Genomic DNA, 18,070 nt, shown 5'->3' on the forward strand with positions numbered 1-18,070 from the left:
TTTCGCTGGTGAGACCCTTGTTTGGCCTGGTGTTGGTGATGGGATCCAGCGTAGGCTGACGGTTTTTCGCGGGTGTTTCCCGGTTGTTGCCGGAATGTCCCTCTACGTTCGAGGGTGTTTACCGGGCGGTAACAAACGTGTCCGGCCGCGCACTTCACCCATAGCGGCGGAAGGCCTCCCGTAGTCCTCCGGCAGCCACTTTCGCGACGACGGCGGCCCGGTCGCCGGGCCCGTGGATTCCCGCCGGCTCCACGGAGGCGATGAGCGCCGCCGCGTCCGCCAGGCCCATGGTGACCGGAATGTCCAGCAGCGACCCCACAGTGAGCCGGGCCTGCCTGGTGTCCTCCCAGGCGTCCGGTCCCGGATCGTCGTGGAAGACCCGGGCCAGGGACAGGCGGTGCCACGCGCCGCCGGCTCGGACGGAAGCACGGTAGGTCACCGCCCCGCCCCGGACGTCGACGCTTCCGCCCGCCAGGAAAACCCTCGGTCCGAAAGACGCGTGGTCGAGGAAGCCGGTGAGCCTGGCCGGTGCCGCTGAAGGGTCGAGGGGGAGTGCCACCGTGACAGTGAGCCGAACGTCCTGGCCGCCAATGTTGCCGCCGAACCGCTCCGTGAAGCGAATGCCGGCCGGCGGTTCGGCCATGGCCGTACAGGAGGGGTCCTTGGGCAGGCCCTCGGCTGTCATTCCCTTGAGGTAGCTGCGGGCGTCCCGGTAGCCCATCCCGATCAGCGTGTCCGCATCGATCCGGTCCAGGTAGAACTCCGGATCCAGGGGCAGGGGATTCTCCGGCCTGACCACGTGGAGGGTGAAATCCCGGCCTGCCGCCTGCGCGGCCTCGAAGTCGGCCAGGAGGGCGCCCATGGCGCTCATCTCGATCATGTGGACGTACTGTTCCAGCGGACCGTCGCCCCAGTATCCCGTGTTTCCGATGCACCAGACCAGCCACACCTCATCGGCCCCGCGGCGGAGGGCTTCGCCCACGTTGGCGTCCCGGACCCAGACTGCATCCGTCCAGATCTTCCCGTCGCGCCGCAGCGGCGTAAGGAAGATGGGCAGTGACATCCCCGCCGCCATGAGTTCGGCATCCACATTACGTGCGTCGATGGCGTGGCAGCTTTTCCCGGTGAACTCCACCACGTTGAAGGTGCCTTCGACGGCGCCCGGCAAGGCGGCGCGGCGCCGTATCTCGCCGTCGTCGATGCCGAGGGCCGGGAAGACCTTGCCGAGCAGGCCGTCCGCATCGCCGATTGCGGGCAGCGACCACGGCCCCTTCACGTAGTCGCCCAGCGGCAGTGCGGAGCCGAAGTCCTTGACGTTGACACCCGACCAGTTCCGGCACATGTCCCCGGGGGAGACCCCGGAGAGCAGCATGCCCGCCGTCAGGATGCCGCCGGACGTCCCGTCCACGTGGTCAAAGTGCAGCCCCTCTTCAGCGAGTGCGCGCACCACTCCCGCCTGCCAGGCCACGCGCATTCCGCCGCCGGCCAGGACCAGCGAGCGCTTCACTGTCGGCTCCCCGGTCCGGTCCCGTGGTCACGGGCGCCGTTTTCCCAGTAGATCCGGCGCAGGTAGATCAGGCAGAGTGCCGCCGTCGCCAGGTCGAAGGTCGCCACCCCCAGCGCCACCGCGGCGAACACGCCGTTCAGGACGCCGACCGCGACGGCGGCGCAGGCTCCCGCCTTCTGGATGCCGGACCACAGCAGGACTTCCGGGGCCGGCTTCGGCCGCAGCAGTGTGTGCAGCACGAGTCCGCCCACCACCACCATGAACATGCCCACCGTGGCGAACAACTGGCGCGCCGCCGTCGTCGGCTCCGCTCCCAGCAGCTCCAGTACGGCGCCGCCGAATGGTATCTGGACCGCGCCGGAAAAGACGGTGACGACGGCGATCGCGGCCAGGACGGCGCGCAGCGGATCAGCCGCGATCCACGTGCCGATGCCGGGGACGTGCGCCCCGGACGGACGGGCGGCCCCGCTCATGCGAAGGCCTCCCACAGCCGGCCCCTGTCCACGAGCAGCCAGACGATGGCCAGCCAGGTGAGCGTGGAGACGTAGAAGCGGATGTCGTTGAGCAGCATCCACCGCCGCAGCAGGGAGCGAAGCTCGGTGTCGTCGGCGAAGGTCCCGCCGCGGATCCTGACGTTGATGGGAATGATAAGTGCCTGGCCCACCACGGTGAGGACGATGATCCCGGCGAGGCACAGCACCGCGGGGATGAGCCGAACCGTCCCCCATTCCGACCAGACGAGGATGATGCCGGAGATGAACATCGGCGGCACCACCACGGTGAAGAACTTCGTGGCCTGGCGGGTGGGGATGCCGAAGTGCATGTCCACGTTGCCCCGGTCCAGGGACTCCCATGTGGGATAGAGGAAAAACTTCAGGACCCACATGGTCCCTACATACATGGTGGCGCCGAACAGGAAGTACAGCGCGTTCAGCAGCAGGAGCCAGTTCACGGCGTGCCCCCGCTGCGGGCGGTGTCTTCGCCGCGGGCCTCACCGCCCCGGGTGGTGACACTCCGGTCCGGCGCGGGCAGCCATTCCTGGCCCTGGCCCAGCCCCGCCACCGATTCGAGCGGATCGCCGCCGGGGATCCTGGCGGCGTCCTCGGCGGTTGGGGCGGTGAGGAACCACGCCTCGTAGTGGTCGTCGAGGACTCCGTGGGCTTCGGGGAGGTAGGCGGTGAACACCGGTTTGTCCGCCGGCTGGAGGGACCTGAGGGCGGCCACACCGGGCGCATCGCCCAGCACCAGCCGGGCCTTGGCGTCGCCTCCTAGCGCGATGTCCCCGGTGGCTTCGAAATAGATGTCGGACTTCATCAGCATCCCGCGGAAGGCGCAGTAGTTGGAGGCGGCGAGTTTGAGCGGAAGACCCATGGGTTTGGGGCGTTCGATCTCGATGAAACAGCCCAGCTTCCCGCCGTCGTCGTACTGCGCGGAAACGGCGGCTTCGGTGACCACAAAGTCCAGGTTGGCCTGGTGCTTGGGCATGCCCCAGATGCCTTTGCCGCCTTTGACCGAGACTTCGGTGCTGACCGGGAGGTCCACCACATACTGGCCCAGCCCGAACGTCTTTTGGAAGACGAGCGGCAGGAGCGGGGGCACCGCGCGGGAGCCGTGCGTGACGGCGATCGCCAGGGAGTATTCGATGTATTTGCCGATGTCCGTCGCTCTGTAGTTCACCACGGTGACCACCAGCAGCCCCTTGCCGCCGAGGCTGAACGGCCGCAGTTCCGTGCCCGGCAGGACGGCCGCGGCGGCCCGCTTGTTGATGGGGAACGCAGCCATCAGCACGGGGGAATCGTCCGAATTGACGGGCATGGAGTACTTGATGGCGTCCACTGTGGCATGCTGTCCGCGCAGGCGCTCCTGGCGGCGCGGCACGGGGGAGGGCGCCAGCCTTAGCAGGGATGCAGCCAGTCCGATGAGTTTGTTCATCTGTTCAGCTCCTTGATGATGATGGGATAGGTGTCCGCCCAGGCGCGGGCCCCAAAGAAGACGTCCAGGTGCCCATAGCCGGACAGCAGGTGCAGCGAGTCCTTGCCGGGACGGTGGCCCTGGAAGAAGCTGAAGGTCCGTTCCTGGCTTTCGGGCAGGAAGCAGCGGTTGTTGCGGCCCGCCAGGAAGGAGAACCTGGCGTCCGTCTGCGGGGCTTCGGCCAGGAAGTTCGCGGGCAGTTCCGGATGGTTCCCGGCGGCCACGATGCGCCTGGCCAGCACGCTGCGGCCCATCTCGGACAGGAACGTGAACGGGACCTCGGCAAACTCCCCGCTGATCCAGTTGTGGGTGGCCTCGTCCAGGTTCTCGTGCGACCACAGTGCGGGCCGGCCGCTGCCATACGTGAAGCTCACCAGCCGGCAGACCAGGTTGTCGCATTCGCGGTGGGTGGCCTTGACCATGGACCTGAGGACCCGGGAGAAGTACCCGTTGGACTTGTAACCCCATGCCGGGGACAGGTACGGCGTGAACGGCTTCAGCAGCTCCGCCAGGTAGGTGATTTTCACGACCGACCACAGCGGAATCACGGGATGCAGGGACACGGCGTTGGAGACCACGGTGTCCACCCGGGGGAGGAGGCCGGCAACGGCTGCCATGGTGAAGGAGACGGACCCCTGGCAGTGGATGACCGCCTTCAGGGTTTCGGCGCCGGTCGCCTGCAGGACGTAGTCGACGGCGGCGGGGTGGTCGTACACCGCGGCATCCCCGAGCGTCCAGGAGAGCGGTTCAAAGTCGATGGACGCCCGCCAGTTCAGGAGCCAGACGTCCCAGCCGTCCTCGAGCAGGGCATCCACCAAGGTCCGCGGCAGCGGCGGGCGGAAAAGCTCAGCCCGGACCCCGGCCCCGTGGACCAGCAGCACCGGCCCCTTGTCCGGGGCTCCGGCGTCGGGCGGCACTGCGGAGGTGACGTGGATCAGCGTGAGTGGCGTCCCGTCCCGTGCGGGGAACGGGATCACCTCCGTGACGTGATCCGCCCGGGTGATGGTGCGGGGGCTGTTCACGGCGGAAATCCCTCCCTGGCAATGGTCACCGGCGGTTCGAAAAGCCGGAGCGGCGGAAACCCGCCGGCCGGCACCGGGCGGAGGCCGCCGTCGCTGGTGGTTCCCAGGTTCCAGTCCCGGCAGATGCGGTCCACCGCCACCGGATACACCGTCAGGGTGCCGTCCGCGGCAATCCGGATCCGCAGGAATCCTTTGTGGTCCTCGATGGCCTGGCCGGACATGGCCCACGCGGCCACCTCGCCGCTGGGTGTGCCCAGGATAAAGAACGCGAACGCCTCGCTGCCTGCCGCGAAACCAACAACATAGATGATGGCGAGCACCAACCCGAGAGTCAGGAACGGCGGCCAGTTTCCGGGCCAGGGGATGAGGAGTACGACGGCGATCCCCGCTGCGAGTGCCGAAAGTTGCCAGAGCCCACCACGGGAAACGGTGAACCCGGCGCCGCTTTCCTGCGGTTCCCGGCCGAGGCCGAGTGCAGTGCCGAGGGTGGACAGCAGCAGAAGCAGCAGCAACGGGACGGCGATGATGGCCAGCGCGAGGAGCCCGGTATTGCCTGCCCTGAGGCTGAGCAGGCTTTCCACGAAGGACAGGCCGCGGAATGCGCTGAAGACAGTCCAGAGCGTCAGGGCAGCAACCACGTGCGCAGTGCCGAGCGCCGAGCCGAACCCCGGGTTCCGCACCGGGAGCCAGAACGGTGAGAGGGGATTGGCCAGGCGTCCCCGGAGGCGCCGGGACTCCGCCCGGCCCGGGAACGTCCCGGGAGCCAGGACAAAGCGCCGGCCGTTGCCAGGGGCACGAATCGGGGGTGGCGAAGCAGCCGACTGTACCGCGGCCGGAAGCGTCAGCTCAGCCGGGAGCCCCTGCGCGTCCGCTAGGAACGCCCCGCCCAGTCCGCAGGTGATGAGCTGGGTCCGTCGGGGATCGGCGGCTGCGGCCGGGCCGTCTTCACGACCGGGGCCCGGCGCCGTTTCCTCGTAACGCGAGTAGTGGTGCAGGTCCCCGGTGAGCCACAGCCGCACCGCGGCCCCAGTTGCCTCGAAGGTGCCGGCACGTCGGTTGAAGCGGCGGCGGAGGTAGTCCTGCTCGAAGAAATGCACCTGCCGGAACGCATCGGCGTCTTCGGCGCCCTGCACCCAGTACGGGGCGGCCACGCACAGGATGATGGCGTCGCCCGGCAGCAGCCGTGCGGTCACCGTGTTGTAGAAGTAGTCCAGCTGCGGCTCGTCGATGTACTGGCCCAGCTGGCTGTCCAGTCCCACGAGCCACCACCCGGGGGCATCATCGCCGCCGGTGAGCCGGAGGGCAAAGTAGCTGCGCGTCTGGATGGTCCGCCAGCCGCCGATGTTCCGTTGCCGGGTGAACAGCCGGATGAAGGACGTCAGGCCGTCGTACCAGTCATGGTTGCCGGGGAGGGCCAGGAGCACGCCGGCGCCGCCGGGGGAGCGGCCGCCGGGCAGCGCCGTCCGGTAGGGCCCCACCATGCGGTCCTCGTAGGCGGCCGGCGACGCCACCGGGTACACCTCGTCGCCGCCGAGTACCAGCACCTTGCCGCGCCGCAGTTCATGTCCCTCCACGACGAGCGACTTTTCGGCCAGCAACGACGCCACGGTGTAGGTGGAATCAAAGCCGTCCCCGAGGTCGGCCGTGAAATCGAGCCACAGCGCTGCGGTCCCGGCCTGGTCGGCGGCGTTGCGTCGGCCGGCTTGCTGGCCGTCCGGATCCCCGCGCGACGCCGCTGCCGGGGATCCGGGCAGTCCAAGGTCCCGGACCACGGGCTGCGCGGGCTGGCCGGGCACGGGCAGTCTGTCCAGGTCGAGTTCGTACCGGGGAAAGCCGCCCTCCAGTTCGCGTTTATCGCCGAAGTCGGCGAAGACGGACGCCAGGACAACCCTGACCGCGGTCCTGCCCAGCTGGGCCGGGGCGAGCCAGCGCACGGCATCCCGGGGAGTGAAGCCAAGTCCGTTGCTGTGCTGCGCCAGCTCACCCCGCTTCATGCCCCATGGCCCTTCATCGCCGGCCGGTGACCTTGCCGGAGGAACGCCTGCCGGCCCGCAGCGGAGACGGGACCCGGACGTACACCTGCCAGAGTTCACCCAGGAACAGCCTGCCGAAGGCGGCAAGGGCGCTCGCAGGAGCCGGGCCCACCGCGCGGAAAGTGGTCAGCTGGCGGGCGAAATCCCATGGCCGGATGTACAGCATTCCGGCCCCGGCCACCGCTGCCCCGTCAGCGGCCGGGGCCGTTTGGTCCGGTGGCGGAACATGGCCCCGGAGGACGGTGACGTACAGCGTGGTGGTGTCCGCCCAGACGTCAAAGCCCGCGTCGTTGCTGACGTCCTTGTGGCCCACGAAAGTCAGCGGGGTTCCACCGGGATCGCGCAGCCACAGGCGGTAGAGCATCTTCCGTCCGGCGGAGGCACTCATGGAAGAACTGCTGGTGCCATTCCCGTCGCCGCCTGAACCGTTGTCCTGGACGAAGAGGTTGAACCAGCCGCGTTCCACCGGGAGGCGGCCGCCGAACTGGTCGGCGAGGACATACCCCTCCGCGGTGGCCGGATGGAGCGGATCCCGGACAAACGCCTCAATATCCGTGGCGGTAATGGTGAGTTCGAACATCATCCGACGGCTGCGGTCGCGGCCCAGGCTTCCGCCGGTCACGGGTTCGGCCACTCCGGCGCTGAACCATCCGTGCATCTGTTCGGTGAAGCTGACGGATGTTGGGCCTGTTTCCGCAGCCTCGGCTTCCTCCTCGATTTCGGCCTCCTGCAAGGCGTCGCTGGCGGTGGGCCCGGCGGCTCCCGGCAGTCTCAGCCCACGGCTGGCGACGCGGGGGACAAACGTGCGTTCCTCTTCCGGCGCCCTGGCACCCTTGGTCGCGTCCGGCACCAGGGCGCGGAGTGGGCCCGGGCCGTAGTCGGGAGCAGGGAGGCCTGCGGCATCCGGCCCGCCCGGCGCCATGTCCCGCTGTCCGTCCCCGCCGGCTCCCTCGAGGATCCGGTGGCAGGCACGTTCGGCAAACGCTGCAATGGTCAGGGCGGGGTTGGCCCCCACCGGTCCGGGCATCGCGGCGCCGTCCATCACGTGCAGGCCCGGGTATCCAAAGACCTCGCCGTACGGATCGCACACGCCTTCGCTGCTGTTCCGGCCGGCCGGGGCGCCGCCCAGCGGATGCACCGTGATGACCCGTTTGCTCCACCAGAGCGGATTCTGCTTGAAGCTGCCTCCCAGTTCCTTGGCGATCGCCTGCATGGTGGCCTGCATCCGGCCGAAGTAGGCGGCCGAGGTGGCGAGGGTCCAGTTGATGGCCAGCCGGCCGCCCTGGAGGGTCATGACGCCGTCCGGTATGTCCCTGCCCATGCCGAGCAGGGGCACCGACGACGCCGAGAGCCGGCCGTCGCCAAGGGCGGCTGCAAGATCGGCTGAGATGTTGGAGCGCTGGGCGTGGAAAAGCCTGTCCTTGAGGAGCTGGACCATCACTTTGCCGGCGCGCTTGGCCACCTGGCGGAACTGTCCCGTCTCCAGGAGCCAGTTCATGAACGAGGGGTAGCCGGCGTCTTCGATGTAGTACCCGCGGCCCTCGCCGCCGTCGCTGGAATCGGCGGTGCGGATGGCTGTGGTGATCACCGGGCCGCTGCTGCCTGAGAGGGTGCGTGTGGCGCCGTCGGGGTCCTTCGCGTCCAGGACGAAACCCAGCAGGTCGCCGTTGCCGCTGAACCGGGTGCCCAGCGCCGCGCTGAGCGCGGGCAGCGACGCGCGGTTGCGGAGCAGCAGGAAGGTGGTGCCGAAGGTGCCGGCGGCGAGGATGAGCCGGCGGCAGTGGATCACCCGTTCCTGCAGGAGCCCGGGCACGCCGTCGTCGGGATCGTGGATGACGTAGCGGACTTCAAAGCCGCCTCCCGGCAGGGGCCTGATGCCCCGGACGTCGTGACGGGTCCGGATGTCGGCACCGGCGGCCTTGGCTGCGGACAGATAGTTGTGGTCCAGCGTGTTCTTGGCGCCGGTGTTGCAGCCGATGTCGCATTCGCCGGAGAGCGTGCAGGTGGTGCGCACGGTGCCGTCCCCGTGGATGCTTCCGTACGGCGCGGGGGCCAACACCTGGTTCCTGCCGGGGGCGGCGCCGGGCGTGGGGGAGAAGGTGACGGCGATGGGCGGCCGGGTGATGCTGAGTCCGAGGGCCCCGGCTGCGGTTTCCATGGCCACTGTCTTCGGCGTGTCCTGGTAGGGATAGGGCACCGGTCGGAGCATGGCCTCGGCGGCGTCGTAATAAGGATCGAGGTCCTGCTGGCTGAACGGCCAGCTTTCGTAGCCGCCGCCGGGTACGGGGGATTCCTGGACGAACCAGTTCTCGTCCTTGCGCAGCAGCACGTTGGCGTAGATGAGGGAACCGCCGCCCAGGCCGCTGGAGACGATTCCTTCCAGGCCGCGGAAGGTCCAGGCGTCAAACAGCCCGTAGAGCCCCTTGTCCGGATCCCAGAAATTGCGGCCCATCTCGGATGGCGTTCGGGCGAAGCTTCCCGGCGGGTACGCCTTGCCCCGTTCCATCAGGACCACGGACTGGCCTCCCGCCGCCAAGCGGTAGCACGCTACCGACCCGCCAAAGCCGGAGCCCACCACCACGGCGTCCACAGACTCCGCGGGATCATCGTCGCCTTCCACCACCGGTTCCACGCAATTCCTCTCGGAAGAGCTGACTCGCCGAAGGCCCCTCCGCCGCGCACCTGAACGGTGCGAAAGCGGCCGCGGGGCAGTCAAACGCAAACCCTAGCGACATGTTCCCACTGCGGACCGGGTCTGTCCACGAAATGTGGAGCAACCGGCAGCGGCAGGGAACCGCTAGACGCGGATCCGGTACCCGCGCTTGACCACGGTTTCGACCATCCGGCCGTCCGGCAGCGAGGAGCGCAGCCGGCTGACCGTCATGTCCAGCGCGTGCACCGAGCCGCGCAGTTCCAGCAGGTCGGAGAGTGATTCCCGGGACAGGACGGCGCCCTCGGCACCCAGGAGTGCGCGCAGCAGCAGGAGCGGCGCGGGGGCCATTTCGACAGGTTCCCCGTCGATCCGCAGTGACCGTCCGCGGAGTTCCACGTTGCCGGACCGGGTGTCCAGGCGGCGCACGTGGTTCAGGGCAAGGTGTTCGCAGACCAGCCGGATGAGGGCACCCATCCGGAAGCGTTCCGGAACGAGCGGTGACAGCCCGGCGTCGATCAGCGGCTGCGCCGTGATGGGGCCGACGACGGCAGTGGTGACTGTGGTTTTGAGGGCCTCGACGAGCTGCTTGTAGAGGCCCATCTCATGGGCGGTGCTCCACATGGCGTCGACGGCCGGAGCGCTGGTGAAGGTCAGGACGTCCAAGTTGCCGCTGCAGACGGCCTCGATCAGCCGCGGCAGCTTGTCCTCGCCGTCGGGCTTGACCCAGCGGTAGGGCGTAACGGTGAGTACGGTGGCGCCGGACATCTTGAGGCGCTCAAGCTGGCGGACGTCCGTGTAGCCGTGCAGCTGGACGGCCACCGTTTTGCCGCGGACGCCTTCCTTCAGCAGCATGTCCACCAGGGTGGCGGTGGTTTCGTCGCTGCTGATCCCGACGTCGGCGAGTCCGGCGGCGCGGACGGCACCGCGGGCCTTGGGCCCGCGGACAAACATCCGGCATGCCCCGAGGGTCTCCAGCAGTTCATCGCCGATGCCGGACGCGTCGGCCGCCTCGCACCAGCGGCGCATGCCGTAGGCGGTGGTGGCGATGCAGAGATCGGGCTTGGCGGCGATGACGGCTTTGGTGTCGTCGATGAGCCGCATGTCCTCCTGCACCGGCGCGATCTTGAGTGCGGGCGCGTGCAGCACCTCGGCTCCGCGCCGTTCCAGGGCCTCGATCAGGTCCTGTGAACGCCGGTGCGACGTGACGCCGATCCGGAACCCCTCCAGGGGCGAATCGGGGGCGTCGGCAACAGGGGAGTCCTGCGGGCCGGAGGTGGCAATAGAGTTCATGGCGCTCATGGTGTTACTTTCACGATCCCATCAGTGACGCTGCAAGGCGGTTGAGATCGGCCGCCGCCTCAGCGTGCCCGCGGTTGGCTTCAGCCACCCGCACCACCTCGCCGATGACCAGCACTGCCGGGTTAGTGCAATCGGCGGCCGCTGTGACAATCGTACCCAGCTGGGCGATGGTGGTGCGCTGGCCGGGGCGGTAGCCGCGTTCGACGACGGCCATCGGCATGTCTGCCCGCATCCCGGCGCGGCGCAGACCGGCGGCCAGGTGGTGCAGGGTTCCGATGCCCATCAGGACCACGATGGTGCCGCCCAGTCCGGCGAGGTGGGTGAGTTCCTTCTCCGTCAGCGGGGCGTGGCCGGAGACCACGGTGAACATGTGGCTGACTTCGCGGTGTGTGACGGGGATCCCTGCAGCTGCCGGGACGGAGATGGCGCTGGTGACGCCGGAAATGACCTTGACGGGCACGCCCGCAGCCACGCAGGCTGCAACCTCTTCGCCGCCGCGGCCGAACACGTACGGGTCGCCGCCCTTGAGGCGCACCACGTTGTTGCCGGCCAGTGCGCTCTGCACCATCAGCTTTTCGATGTCGCCCTGGCTGACCTTGTGGTGGCCGGGCTGCTTGCCCACATCCACCAGCTCGGCCGAGGTCAGGGACGGCAGCTCCTGGTAGGGGGCCAGCCGGTCGTAGAAGACGACGTCGGCATCGCGCAGGGCCTTCACGGCCGCCACGGTCAGCAGTTCGCTGACGCCGGGGCCGCCGCCCACCAGGGTCACGTGGCCCACTGGTCCGGCAGCCGGTTCCATCGAGACGGGGATGCCGGTTTCGCGGCAGCGGTCCAGCAGCGCGTCCCAGCCGGGCTGGCCGTCGTCGACGGCAGCCACGAGGAACGGGCGCTCGGGCAGCGGTCCGTCATGGCTCGCGCCCTGCGGGGTGCTGAGGCGGGAGACGACGGCGCCGGCGGCCTGGTAGCGGCGGACCGCCTGCCGGGCGGCGTGGTCCCCGCCGGTGACCAGGACTTCACGGCCGGTGAGATCAATGCTGAGCTGCATGCCTATACCTCGTTCTCGTCGCGGGGCCTCATCGGGATGGAAGACCCGATCAGGACCTTCCCTTTTTCTTCTGCCGTGGCCGGACGCATCTGGCCGCGCTCGTCGGAGACGAACGTGATGGAGTCGTCCTTCTGGTCGGGAGCGTTGACGAAGGAGCGGAACCGGCGCAGGCGCTCGGGATCCTTCAGGGTGTCGGCCCATTCGTCGACGTAGGTGTCAACGTGATTTGCCATGGCGGCCTCGAGGTCCTCGGCGATGCCCAGGGTGTCCTTGACCACAACGTCCTCAACGTGCTTGATGCCGCCGTCGAGCTCTTCCTGCCAGCGCGCGGTGCGCTGCAGGCGGTCTGCGGTGCGGATGTAGTACATGAAGTAGCGGTCGATGTACTTGATCAGCGTCTCGTCGTCGAGATCCTTGGCCAGGAGCTGGGCGTGGGCCGGGGTGGCACCGCCGTTGCCGCCGACGTAGAGGTTCCAGCCGTCGGCGGTGGCGATCACGCCAACATCCTTGCCGCGGGCTTCGGCGCATTCGCGGGCACAGCCGGAGACGCCCATCTTGAGCTTGTGCGGGCTGCGGAGGCCGCGGTAGCGGAGCTCGAGCTGGATGGCCATGGCCACCGAGTCCTGGACGCCGAAGCGGCACCAGGTGGAACCGACACACGACTTCACCGTGCGGAGGCTCTTGCCGTATGCCTGGCCGGATTCGAAGCCGGCATCCACCAGTTCCTTCCAGATTTCCGGGAGTTCCTCCAGCCGGGCACCGAACATGTCGATGCGCTGGCCGCCGGTGATCTTGGTGTACAGGTTGTACTTCTCGGCCACCGCTGCGATGACGCCGAGCTTCTTCGGGGTGATTTCGCCGCCGGCGATGCGGGGGACCACCGAGTAGGTGCCGTCCTTCTGCATGTTGGCGAGGGCGCGGTCGTTGGTGTCCTGCAGGGTGCCGCGGCCGGCGTCCAGCACGTAGGCGCTGTTCTGGCTGGCGAGGATGTTGGCGATGGTCGGCTTGCAGATGTCGCAGCCAGCACCGGTACCGTACTTGGCCATGACCTCTTCGAAGGAGGTCAGTTCCAGGACACGGATGGTCTCGAAGAGTTCCTGGCGGGACAGCTCGATGTGCTCGCAGAGTGCCCTGGAAACTTCGACGCCGGACTTGGTCAGTTCGGTTTCAAGCAGCTTCTTGAGCATCGGCACACAGGAACCGCAACTGGTTCCGGCGCGGGTGCAGCCTTTCAGCTCGCCGAGTTCCTGGACGGGAGCGTTGCCGTCGCAGGCTCCGCAGCCGTTGACGGTGTCGCGGATGGTTCCGGCCGACACGTTGTTGCAGGAACACAGGATGGCGTCGTCCGGGAGTTCGGTGTCCGGGGCGTCGCCGCCGCCGGCTGCCGTGAGGTACGCGCCGGGTTCGGCGCTGAGCTCACGGCCCAGGAGCGGGCGCAGGCTGGTGTAGGGGGTGGCGTCGCCCACGAAGATGCCGCCCAGGAGGGTCTTGGCATCGTCCGTGGTGACAATCTTCTGGTACACGCCGCGGGCCGGGTCGGCGTAGACGATTTCGAGGGCGTGCTCGGTCTTGGCGAACGCGTCACCGAAGCTGGCAACGTCCACACCGGACAGCTTGAGCTTGGTGGCGGTGTCGAAGCCCGGGAAGGTGGCCTCTCCACCATGGAGGCGGTCAGCGACGATCTCCGCCATGGTGTTGGCGGGGGCGACTAGGCCCAGGCACATGCCGCCGAAGTTGGCCACTTCACCGATGGCCCAAATTCCGTCGACCTCGGTGGCGCAGTAGTCGTTGATGACCACGCCGCCGCGCTGGCCCAGCGAGAAGATCTGCTCCTCGCCCTCTGCTGCGCGGAAGAGTTCATCGCGCGGCCGGACACCGATCGCGACGATCACAAGGTCAGCGTCGATGATGCGGCCGTCAGCCATGAGGACGCCTGTGACCTGGCCATCGTCGTCGGACAGCACCTCGGAGGGGAACACACCGCCGTGGACTTCGAAGCCCTTGGCCTTGATGAGCCGGCCCATTGCCTGGCCCGCGCCCTCATCGAGCTGCGTGGCCATCAGCCACTGCGAACCGTCGATGACGATCGGGTTGGCGCCGAGCTGCTCCGTGCCGGCGGCTGATTCGAGGCCCAGGAGGCCACCGCCGATGGTGACGGCGTTGACCTGGCGGCCAAGCTTTTCGGTGAGTCCGGCAATGGCCTTGTTGATGGCCCAGACGTCTTCGAGCGTGCGGTAGACGTGTGTGTGCTCGGCGCCGGGGATCGGCAGGCGGGCGGCATTGGAACCTGTCGCGACCACGAGGTCGTCGTATTCGAAGATGCTGCCGGCTGCCGTCTCCACGGACTTGGCTTCGGTGTTGATCTTGACGACGCGCTCGCCGGTCTTCAGGGACAGGGCCTCGTGGTCCCACATGTTCGCCTCGCCCAGGGTGAGGTCGTAGTCCATGACGGTCAAGGCCTTGCTCAGGGCCACGCGGTCGTAGGGGAGGTGGGCTTCCTCAGTGAGGACCGTGACATGCCAGCCTTCAAGGCCACGGGCATGCATTGCGTCCGCAAAACGGTGGGCCGCCGGGCCGCCGCCGGCGACGACGATGCGGCGCGGAGTCTCTGTGCTTGAAGTCTGTTCGGTCACTGTGGGCCTTTCGCATGGGCCGCAGACGGTGCTCTGCAGCTTGTCCATCCAGACTAGGTACCTGCAGTTTCGCTTCAGTTTCCCTTATGTTTCGTGAACTTAACTTCTGCATCACGAATGGATTTCGGGACAGGTGAGTTGCCTTTTACGTCCCGGACACATTCACTGCACGCCGCTGAAACACCGCCGCCCTAGCTTGGATATGTGGCCGCGTCGGCGGTCCGGGCCCGGCAGCCGTTCAAAAGAGCGCCGGGCCGCAGGCAATGCGAGAGGGGCCGGAAATGACCGCAATACTTGAACTTGATGACCAGACCACCGGATTTGCGACGGGATGGAACCGCGTCTGCGCCGTGGAGGAACTGGAACTGGCGTGGGGTGAGGCAGCACTGATCGCGGGCCGCCAGGTTGCGTTGTTCCGCACCGCGCCGGCCGAGGTGTTCGCCGTGGCCCAGGAAGATCCCGCCACCGGCGCCCATGTAATGGCCCGCGGCATCGTCGGATCCCGCGGAACGCGGCAGACCATTGCGTCCCCGCTCCACAAGGAGGTCTACGACCTGGAAACCGGTGAGTGCTTTGGCACCGCTGAACTCCGCCTCCCCACGTTCCGCACCCGCGTCGTTGACGGCTATGTAGAGGTTGAGCTCTAGCCTTTCGGCACGCCTACCAAGGCACGCCTGCTAAGGCACCCCGGGCTAAAGCCCCAGCGCCTCCCGTACGTCTCCCAGCACGCCGTCGAGCGCTGCCCGGGCCGCCTGCCGCGCCTCGGGCAGCTCCGCGGCTGAGCCCACGCTCCGGATGACTTCGAGGTAGCACTTGAGCTTCGGTTCCGTGCCGCTGGGGCGGATGATCACCCTGCTCAGGTCCTTCGTCAGGTACAGCAGGCCGTCCGTCGGCGGCAGGTTCTCACTGCCCTCGGCCAGGTCCCGGAATGTTTCGACTGCCGAGCCGCCGAAGGATTCCGGCGGGCTGACACGGAGCCGGTTCATCATGGCGCCCAGCAGTCCCAGGTCCGCCACGCGGATGCTGAGCTGGTCGCTGGCATGCAGCCCATGCACCAGGTGCAACTCGTCGAGGGTATCGAAAATAGTCTTGCCGTCCGCCTTGGCCGCTGCCGCGAGTTCCGCGATGAGCACGACGGCGGAAATGCCGTCCTTGTCCCGGACCAGTTCCGGGGCCACACAGTATCCCAGCGCTTCCTCGTAGCCGTAGAGCAGGCCGGGAACGCGGGAAATCCACTTGAACCCGGTCAGGGTTTCCTCATGGGAGTACCCCGCCGCAGCCGCGATCCGCGCCAGCAGGCGCGAGGAAACAATTGAATTCGCGAAAACGCCCTGGGTGGTGCTGCCCCCGCCCGCGGCGAGCCTTGCCACAATGTGGGCACCCAGCAAGGCGCCCACTTCGTCCCCGCGCAGCATGCGCCAGGCACCCGTGTCCGGATCCTTGGCCGCAACCGCAGCACGGTCGGCGTCAGGGTCGTTGGCCAGCACGATGTCAGCGTCCACCTGGGCCGCCGTTTCCAGCGCCAGGTCCAGTGCGCCGGGCTCCTCCGGATTAGGGAAGTTCACCGTGGGGAAGTCCGGGTCCGGCCGGGCCTGTTCGGACACCAGCGTGACGTCGGTGAAGCCCGCGGCGTTCAGCACGGCAACCGCGGTGTCGCCGCCCACGCCGTGCATGGGGGTCAGGACAATCTGCAGGTCGCGGGCCGGGAACTGCGCGGGAAGCGCCAGGCCAGCCACCGCGTCCTGGTATCCGGCGGTGATTGACGGCTCCAGAACGCTCCAGCCCGTGGGGGCAAGGGCGATGGAGTCCAGCGCACCCGCCCGGTCAATTTCGGCAGCGATCCGGGCGTCATACGGTGCCACGATCTGCGCCCCGCGCCCGCTTTCCTCCACCGCGTGCCGGCCCAGGTACACCTTGTAGCCGTTGTCCTGCGGCGGGTTGTGGCTGGCAGTCACCATCACACCGCCGTCACAATCCAGCGACCGCACCGCATAGGCGAGCAGCGGCGTCGGGAGCGCCTGCGGCATCAGGAAGGTCTCGATACCCGCGGCCGTGAAGATCGCGGCCGTCTCCTCGGCGAAGATATCTGAGTTGTAGCGGGCGTCAAACCCGACGACGGCGCGTGGTTGGGTGCCCGGCGAGGCCTCCGCGACGGCAGCGGTCAGGAACGCGGCGAAGCCTGCGGCCGCGCGCCGCACCACAACGCGGTTCATCCGGTTGGGTCCGGGGCCAAGCTCCGCGCGCAGGCCGGCGGTGCCGAACTGCAGCGTTCCGCTGAAGCTGTCCTCCAGGTCCTGGCGCGCAGAGGGAACCCCGTCCTCGGAGAGCTGGATGAGTTCGGTCAAAGCGGCGGCAGTGGCGGGATCCGGGTCCTGGGCGGCCCAGTCCCGGGCGTCGCTCAGCAGCTGCGGAAATTCGGCATCGGAAGACGTCATAGGAACAAGCTATCGCCTATCCGCCGGTATCCGCTGCCCGACAAGCACCGCAGGGAGTCCTTGACAGTAAATTTTCCGGACACGTAATGTCTGAAAAATGAAGATGGGCCAGGGGGTCGAGTGGGCACTGCACTGCTGCGTGAACATGTCCTGGGCACCCGCCGGGGAGGCCGTGAACAGCGCTCGGCTCGCGGAACTGTACCAACTGCCCGCCGCCTACCTGAACAAGCAACTGCAGGCACTGGTCCGGGCCGGCATCCTCTCCTCCGTGTCCGGACCCCGCGGCGGCTTCCAGTTGGCGCAGCCCGCGGAAAAGATCACCGTGCTGGACGTTGTCCTGGCCATCGAGGGTCCGGAACCGGCCTTCCGCTGCGAGTCCATCCTCGCGAACGCGCCGGGTTCGGATCCCGCCGAAGACTACCTCCGCAGTTGCCTGGTGTCCCAGACCATGCGCCAGGCCGAGCTTGCCTGGCGGCAGACGTTGTCCCGGCAGACTGTCGCGGGCATCGCCGCCTCCGTCGAGCGGAAGTTTCCCGGGTCCCGCAAAGACACGCTTCGCCGGTTGATGCCCGCCAGGTACTAGGCGTGCCTGGCGGGCGGCACTGCCCGGTTGCTGTCAGAGCTTGGCGATGATTTCCGCGAGCAGCCTCGAGATGCGCGGTCCGGCGGCCTGGCCGGCTTCCAGCACTTCCTGATGGCTCAGCGGCACCGGGCTGATGCCCGCGGCGAGGTTGGTCACCAGTGAGATGCCGAAGACTTCCATGCCTGCATGGCGGGCGGCGATGGCCTCGAGCGCTGTGGACATGCCCACCAGGTCGGCTCCGATCCGCTTGGCGTACTGTACCTCCGCCGGCGTTTCGTAGTGCGGGCCGGTGAACTGCGCATAGACGCCCTCGTCCAGGGACGGGTCAACTTCTTGGGCCAGCCCCCGGATCCGTGCGGAGTACAGATCTGTCAGGTCAACGAAGGTTGCGCCTTCGAGCGGGGACGTGGCGGTGAGGTTTATGTGATCTTTGATGAGCACGGGGGTGCCGGGGGTCCAGCTTTCATTGAGGCCGCCGCAGCCGTTCGTGAGCACCAGGGTCTTGCAGCCTGCCGCTGCGGCCGTGCGGACTCCGTGCACTACTGCGCGGACGCCCTTGCCTTCGTAGTAGTGCGTCCGGGCACCGAGCACCAGCGCGCGCTTGCCCTCCTTGGTCAGGACGGAGCGGATGGTGCCGACGTGGCCCTCTACTGCCGGCGCGGAGAAGCCTGGGACCTCGTCAGCGGACAGCGTGGCGGTGGTCTCACCGATCAGGTCGGCGGCGTCGCCCCAGCCTGAACCGAGCACCAGCGCGACGTCGTGGCTGTCCACGCCCGTCTCCTCTGCGATGTAGTCGGCGGCCGCGCGGGCGGCGTCAAAAGGGTCCGTGTTCAGGAATTCTGTATTACTCACTGGTACAAGCTATCGTGCCTGCGGTTCGCTGCCCAGC

At 68.0% G+C, this 18,070-nt stretch carries 14 protein-coding genes; 2 read left to right on the forward strand and 12 right to left on the reverse strand.

The features are described 5' to 3' along the window. Window positions 1–154: 154 nt before the first annotated feature. The 10 genes from J7I79_RS09475 to nirB form a co-directional block, all read right to left on the reverse strand. The gene (locus tag J7I79_RS09475; protein ID WP_214952605.1) at window positions 155–1,507 is read right to left on the reverse strand and encodes a patatin-like phospholipase family protein; all 1,353 of its coding nucleotides are present in this window, start codon (window positions 1,505–1,507) and stop codon (window positions 155–157) included. Next, window positions 1,504–1,980 (reverse strand): hypothetical protein, encoded by a 477-nt coding sequence (locus J7I79_RS09480; protein ID WP_251042602.1) that lies wholly within the window; start codon window positions 1,978–1,980, stop codon window positions 1,504–1,506. The genes J7I79_RS09475 and J7I79_RS09480 overlap by 4 nt, the downstream gene beginning before the upstream one ends. Then, complete coding sequence (locus J7I79_RS09485) at window positions 1,977–2,459, reverse strand: DUF1772 domain-containing protein (protein WP_104172664.1); 483 nt, start codon at window positions 2,457–2,459, stop codon at window positions 1,977–1,979. The genes J7I79_RS09480 and J7I79_RS09485 overlap by 4 nt, the downstream gene beginning before the upstream one ends. Beyond that, a complete protein-coding gene (locus J7I79_RS09490; protein WP_251042603.1) occupies window positions 2,456–3,439 on the reverse strand; it encodes an acetoacetate decarboxylase family protein in 984 nt (327 codons plus the stop codon). Before J7I79_RS09490 ends, J7I79_RS09485 begins: the two co-directional genes overlap by 4 nt. After that, on the reverse strand, window positions 3,436–4,500 hold the full coding sequence (locus tag J7I79_RS09495) for an alpha/beta fold hydrolase (protein ID WP_104172663.1): 1,065 nt from the start codon (window positions 4,498–4,500) through the stop codon (window positions 3,436–3,438). The genes J7I79_RS09490 and J7I79_RS09495 overlap by 4 nt, the downstream gene beginning before the upstream one ends. Next, window positions 4,497–6,494, reverse strand: coding sequence for a hypothetical protein (locus J7I79_RS09500; protein ID WP_214952607.1), 1,998 nt, complete (start codon window positions 6,492–6,494; stop codon window positions 4,497–4,499). The genes J7I79_RS09495 and J7I79_RS09500 overlap by 4 nt, the downstream gene beginning before the upstream one ends. A 13-nt stretch (window positions 6,495–6,507) precedes the next feature. Beyond that, the gene (locus J7I79_RS24770; protein WP_214952609.1) at window positions 6,508–9,165 is read right to left on the reverse strand and encodes a GMC oxidoreductase; all 2,658 of its coding nucleotides are present in this window, start codon (window positions 9,163–9,165) and stop codon (window positions 6,508–6,510) included. A gap of 165 nt (window positions 9,166–9,330) precedes the next feature. After that, window positions 9,331–10,476 carry a uroporphyrinogen-III synthase gene (locus J7I79_RS09510; protein ID WP_396020186.1) on the reverse strand — a complete coding sequence of 382 codons (1,146 nt, stop codon included), beginning with the start codon at window positions 10,474–10,476 and terminating at the stop codon, window positions 9,331–9,333. Between the two features lie 19 nt (window positions 10,477–10,495). Beyond that, on the reverse strand, window positions 10,496–11,530 hold the full coding sequence (gene cobA / locus J7I79_RS09515) for a uroporphyrinogen-III C-methyltransferase (RefSeq protein WP_214952613.1): 1,035 nt from the start codon (window positions 11,528–11,530) through the stop codon (window positions 10,496–10,498). Window positions 11,531–11,532: 2 nt separating this feature from the next. Then, complete coding sequence (gene nirB / locus J7I79_RS09520) at window positions 11,533–14,163, reverse strand: nitrite reductase large subunit NirB (protein ID WP_214952615.1); 2,631 nt, start codon at window positions 14,161–14,163, stop codon at window positions 11,533–11,535. Window positions 14,164–14,444: 281 nt separating this feature from the next. On the opposite strand from nirB, the gene nirD reads away from it, so the two are divergent. After that, the gene (gene nirD, locus J7I79_RS09525; protein ID WP_104172657.1) at window positions 14,445–14,810 is read left to right on the forward strand and encodes a nitrite reductase small subunit NirD; all 366 of its coding nucleotides are present in this window, start codon (window positions 14,445–14,447) and stop codon (window positions 14,808–14,810) included. Between the two features lie 45 nt (window positions 14,811–14,855). Here the strand turns inward: nirD and J7I79_RS09530 are convergent, their stop codons facing one another. Further along, entirely contained in the window at window positions 14,856–16,598 is a 1,743-nt protein-coding gene (locus tag J7I79_RS09530) for a phospho-sugar mutase (protein ID WP_214952617.1), read from the reverse strand. 97 nt (window positions 16,599–16,695) lie between these two features. Between J7I79_RS09530 and J7I79_RS09535 the strand changes: the two genes are divergently transcribed. Then, window positions 16,696–17,181 (forward strand): Rrf2 family transcriptional regulator, encoded by a 486-nt coding sequence (locus J7I79_RS09535; protein ID WP_214952619.1) that lies wholly within the window; start codon window positions 16,696–16,698, stop codon window positions 17,179–17,181. A 33-nt stretch (window positions 17,182–17,214) separates the two neighbouring features. On the opposite strand, the gene J7I79_RS09540 is transcribed toward J7I79_RS09535, so the two are convergent. After that, entirely contained in the window at window positions 17,215–18,033 is an 819-nt protein-coding gene (locus J7I79_RS09540; protein ID WP_214952621.1) for a purine-nucleoside phosphorylase, read from the reverse strand. Between the last annotated feature and the right edge of the window lie 37 nt (window positions 18,034–18,070).

The sequence above is a fragment of the Arthrobacter sp. ISL-69 genome, from assembly GCF_018613775.1.
GTDB lineage: Bacteria > Actinomycetota > Actinomycetes > Actinomycetales > Micrococcaceae > Arthrobacter.

Bases quoted from the DNA above. Each gene is read 5' to 3' on its own strand.
- J7I79_RS09480 (WP_251042602.1), bottom strand. From the start codon at position 1,980: ATGAGCGGGGCCGCCCGTCCGTCCGGGGCGCACGTCCCCGGCATCGGC.
- J7I79_RS09490 (WP_251042603.1), bottom strand. From the start codon at position 3,439: ATGAACAAACTCATCGGACTGGCTGCATCCCTGCTAAGGCTGGCGCCC.
- J7I79_RS09500 (WP_214952607.1), bottom strand. From the start codon at position 6,494: ATGAAGCGGGGTGAGCTGGCGCAGCACAGCAACGGACTTGGCTTCACT.
- J7I79_RS09510 (WP_396020186.1), bottom strand. From the start codon at position 10,476: ATGAACTCTATTGCCACCTCCGGCCCGCAGGACTCCCCTGTTGCCGAC.
- cobA (WP_214952613.1), bottom strand. From the start codon at position 11,530: ATGCAGCTCAGCATTGATCTCACCGGCCGTGAAGTCCTGGTCACCGGC.
- nirD (WP_104172657.1), top strand. From the start codon at position 14,445: ATGACCGCAATACTTGAACTTGATGACCAGACCACCGGATTTGCGACG.
- J7I79_RS09530 (WP_214952617.1), bottom strand. From the start codon at position 16,598: ATGACGTCTTCCGATGCCGAATTTCCGCAGCTGCTGAGCGACGCCCGG.
- J7I79_RS09535 (WP_214952619.1), top strand. From the start codon at position 16,696: ATGAAGATGGGCCAGGGGGTCGAGTGGGCACTGCACTGCTGCGTGAAC.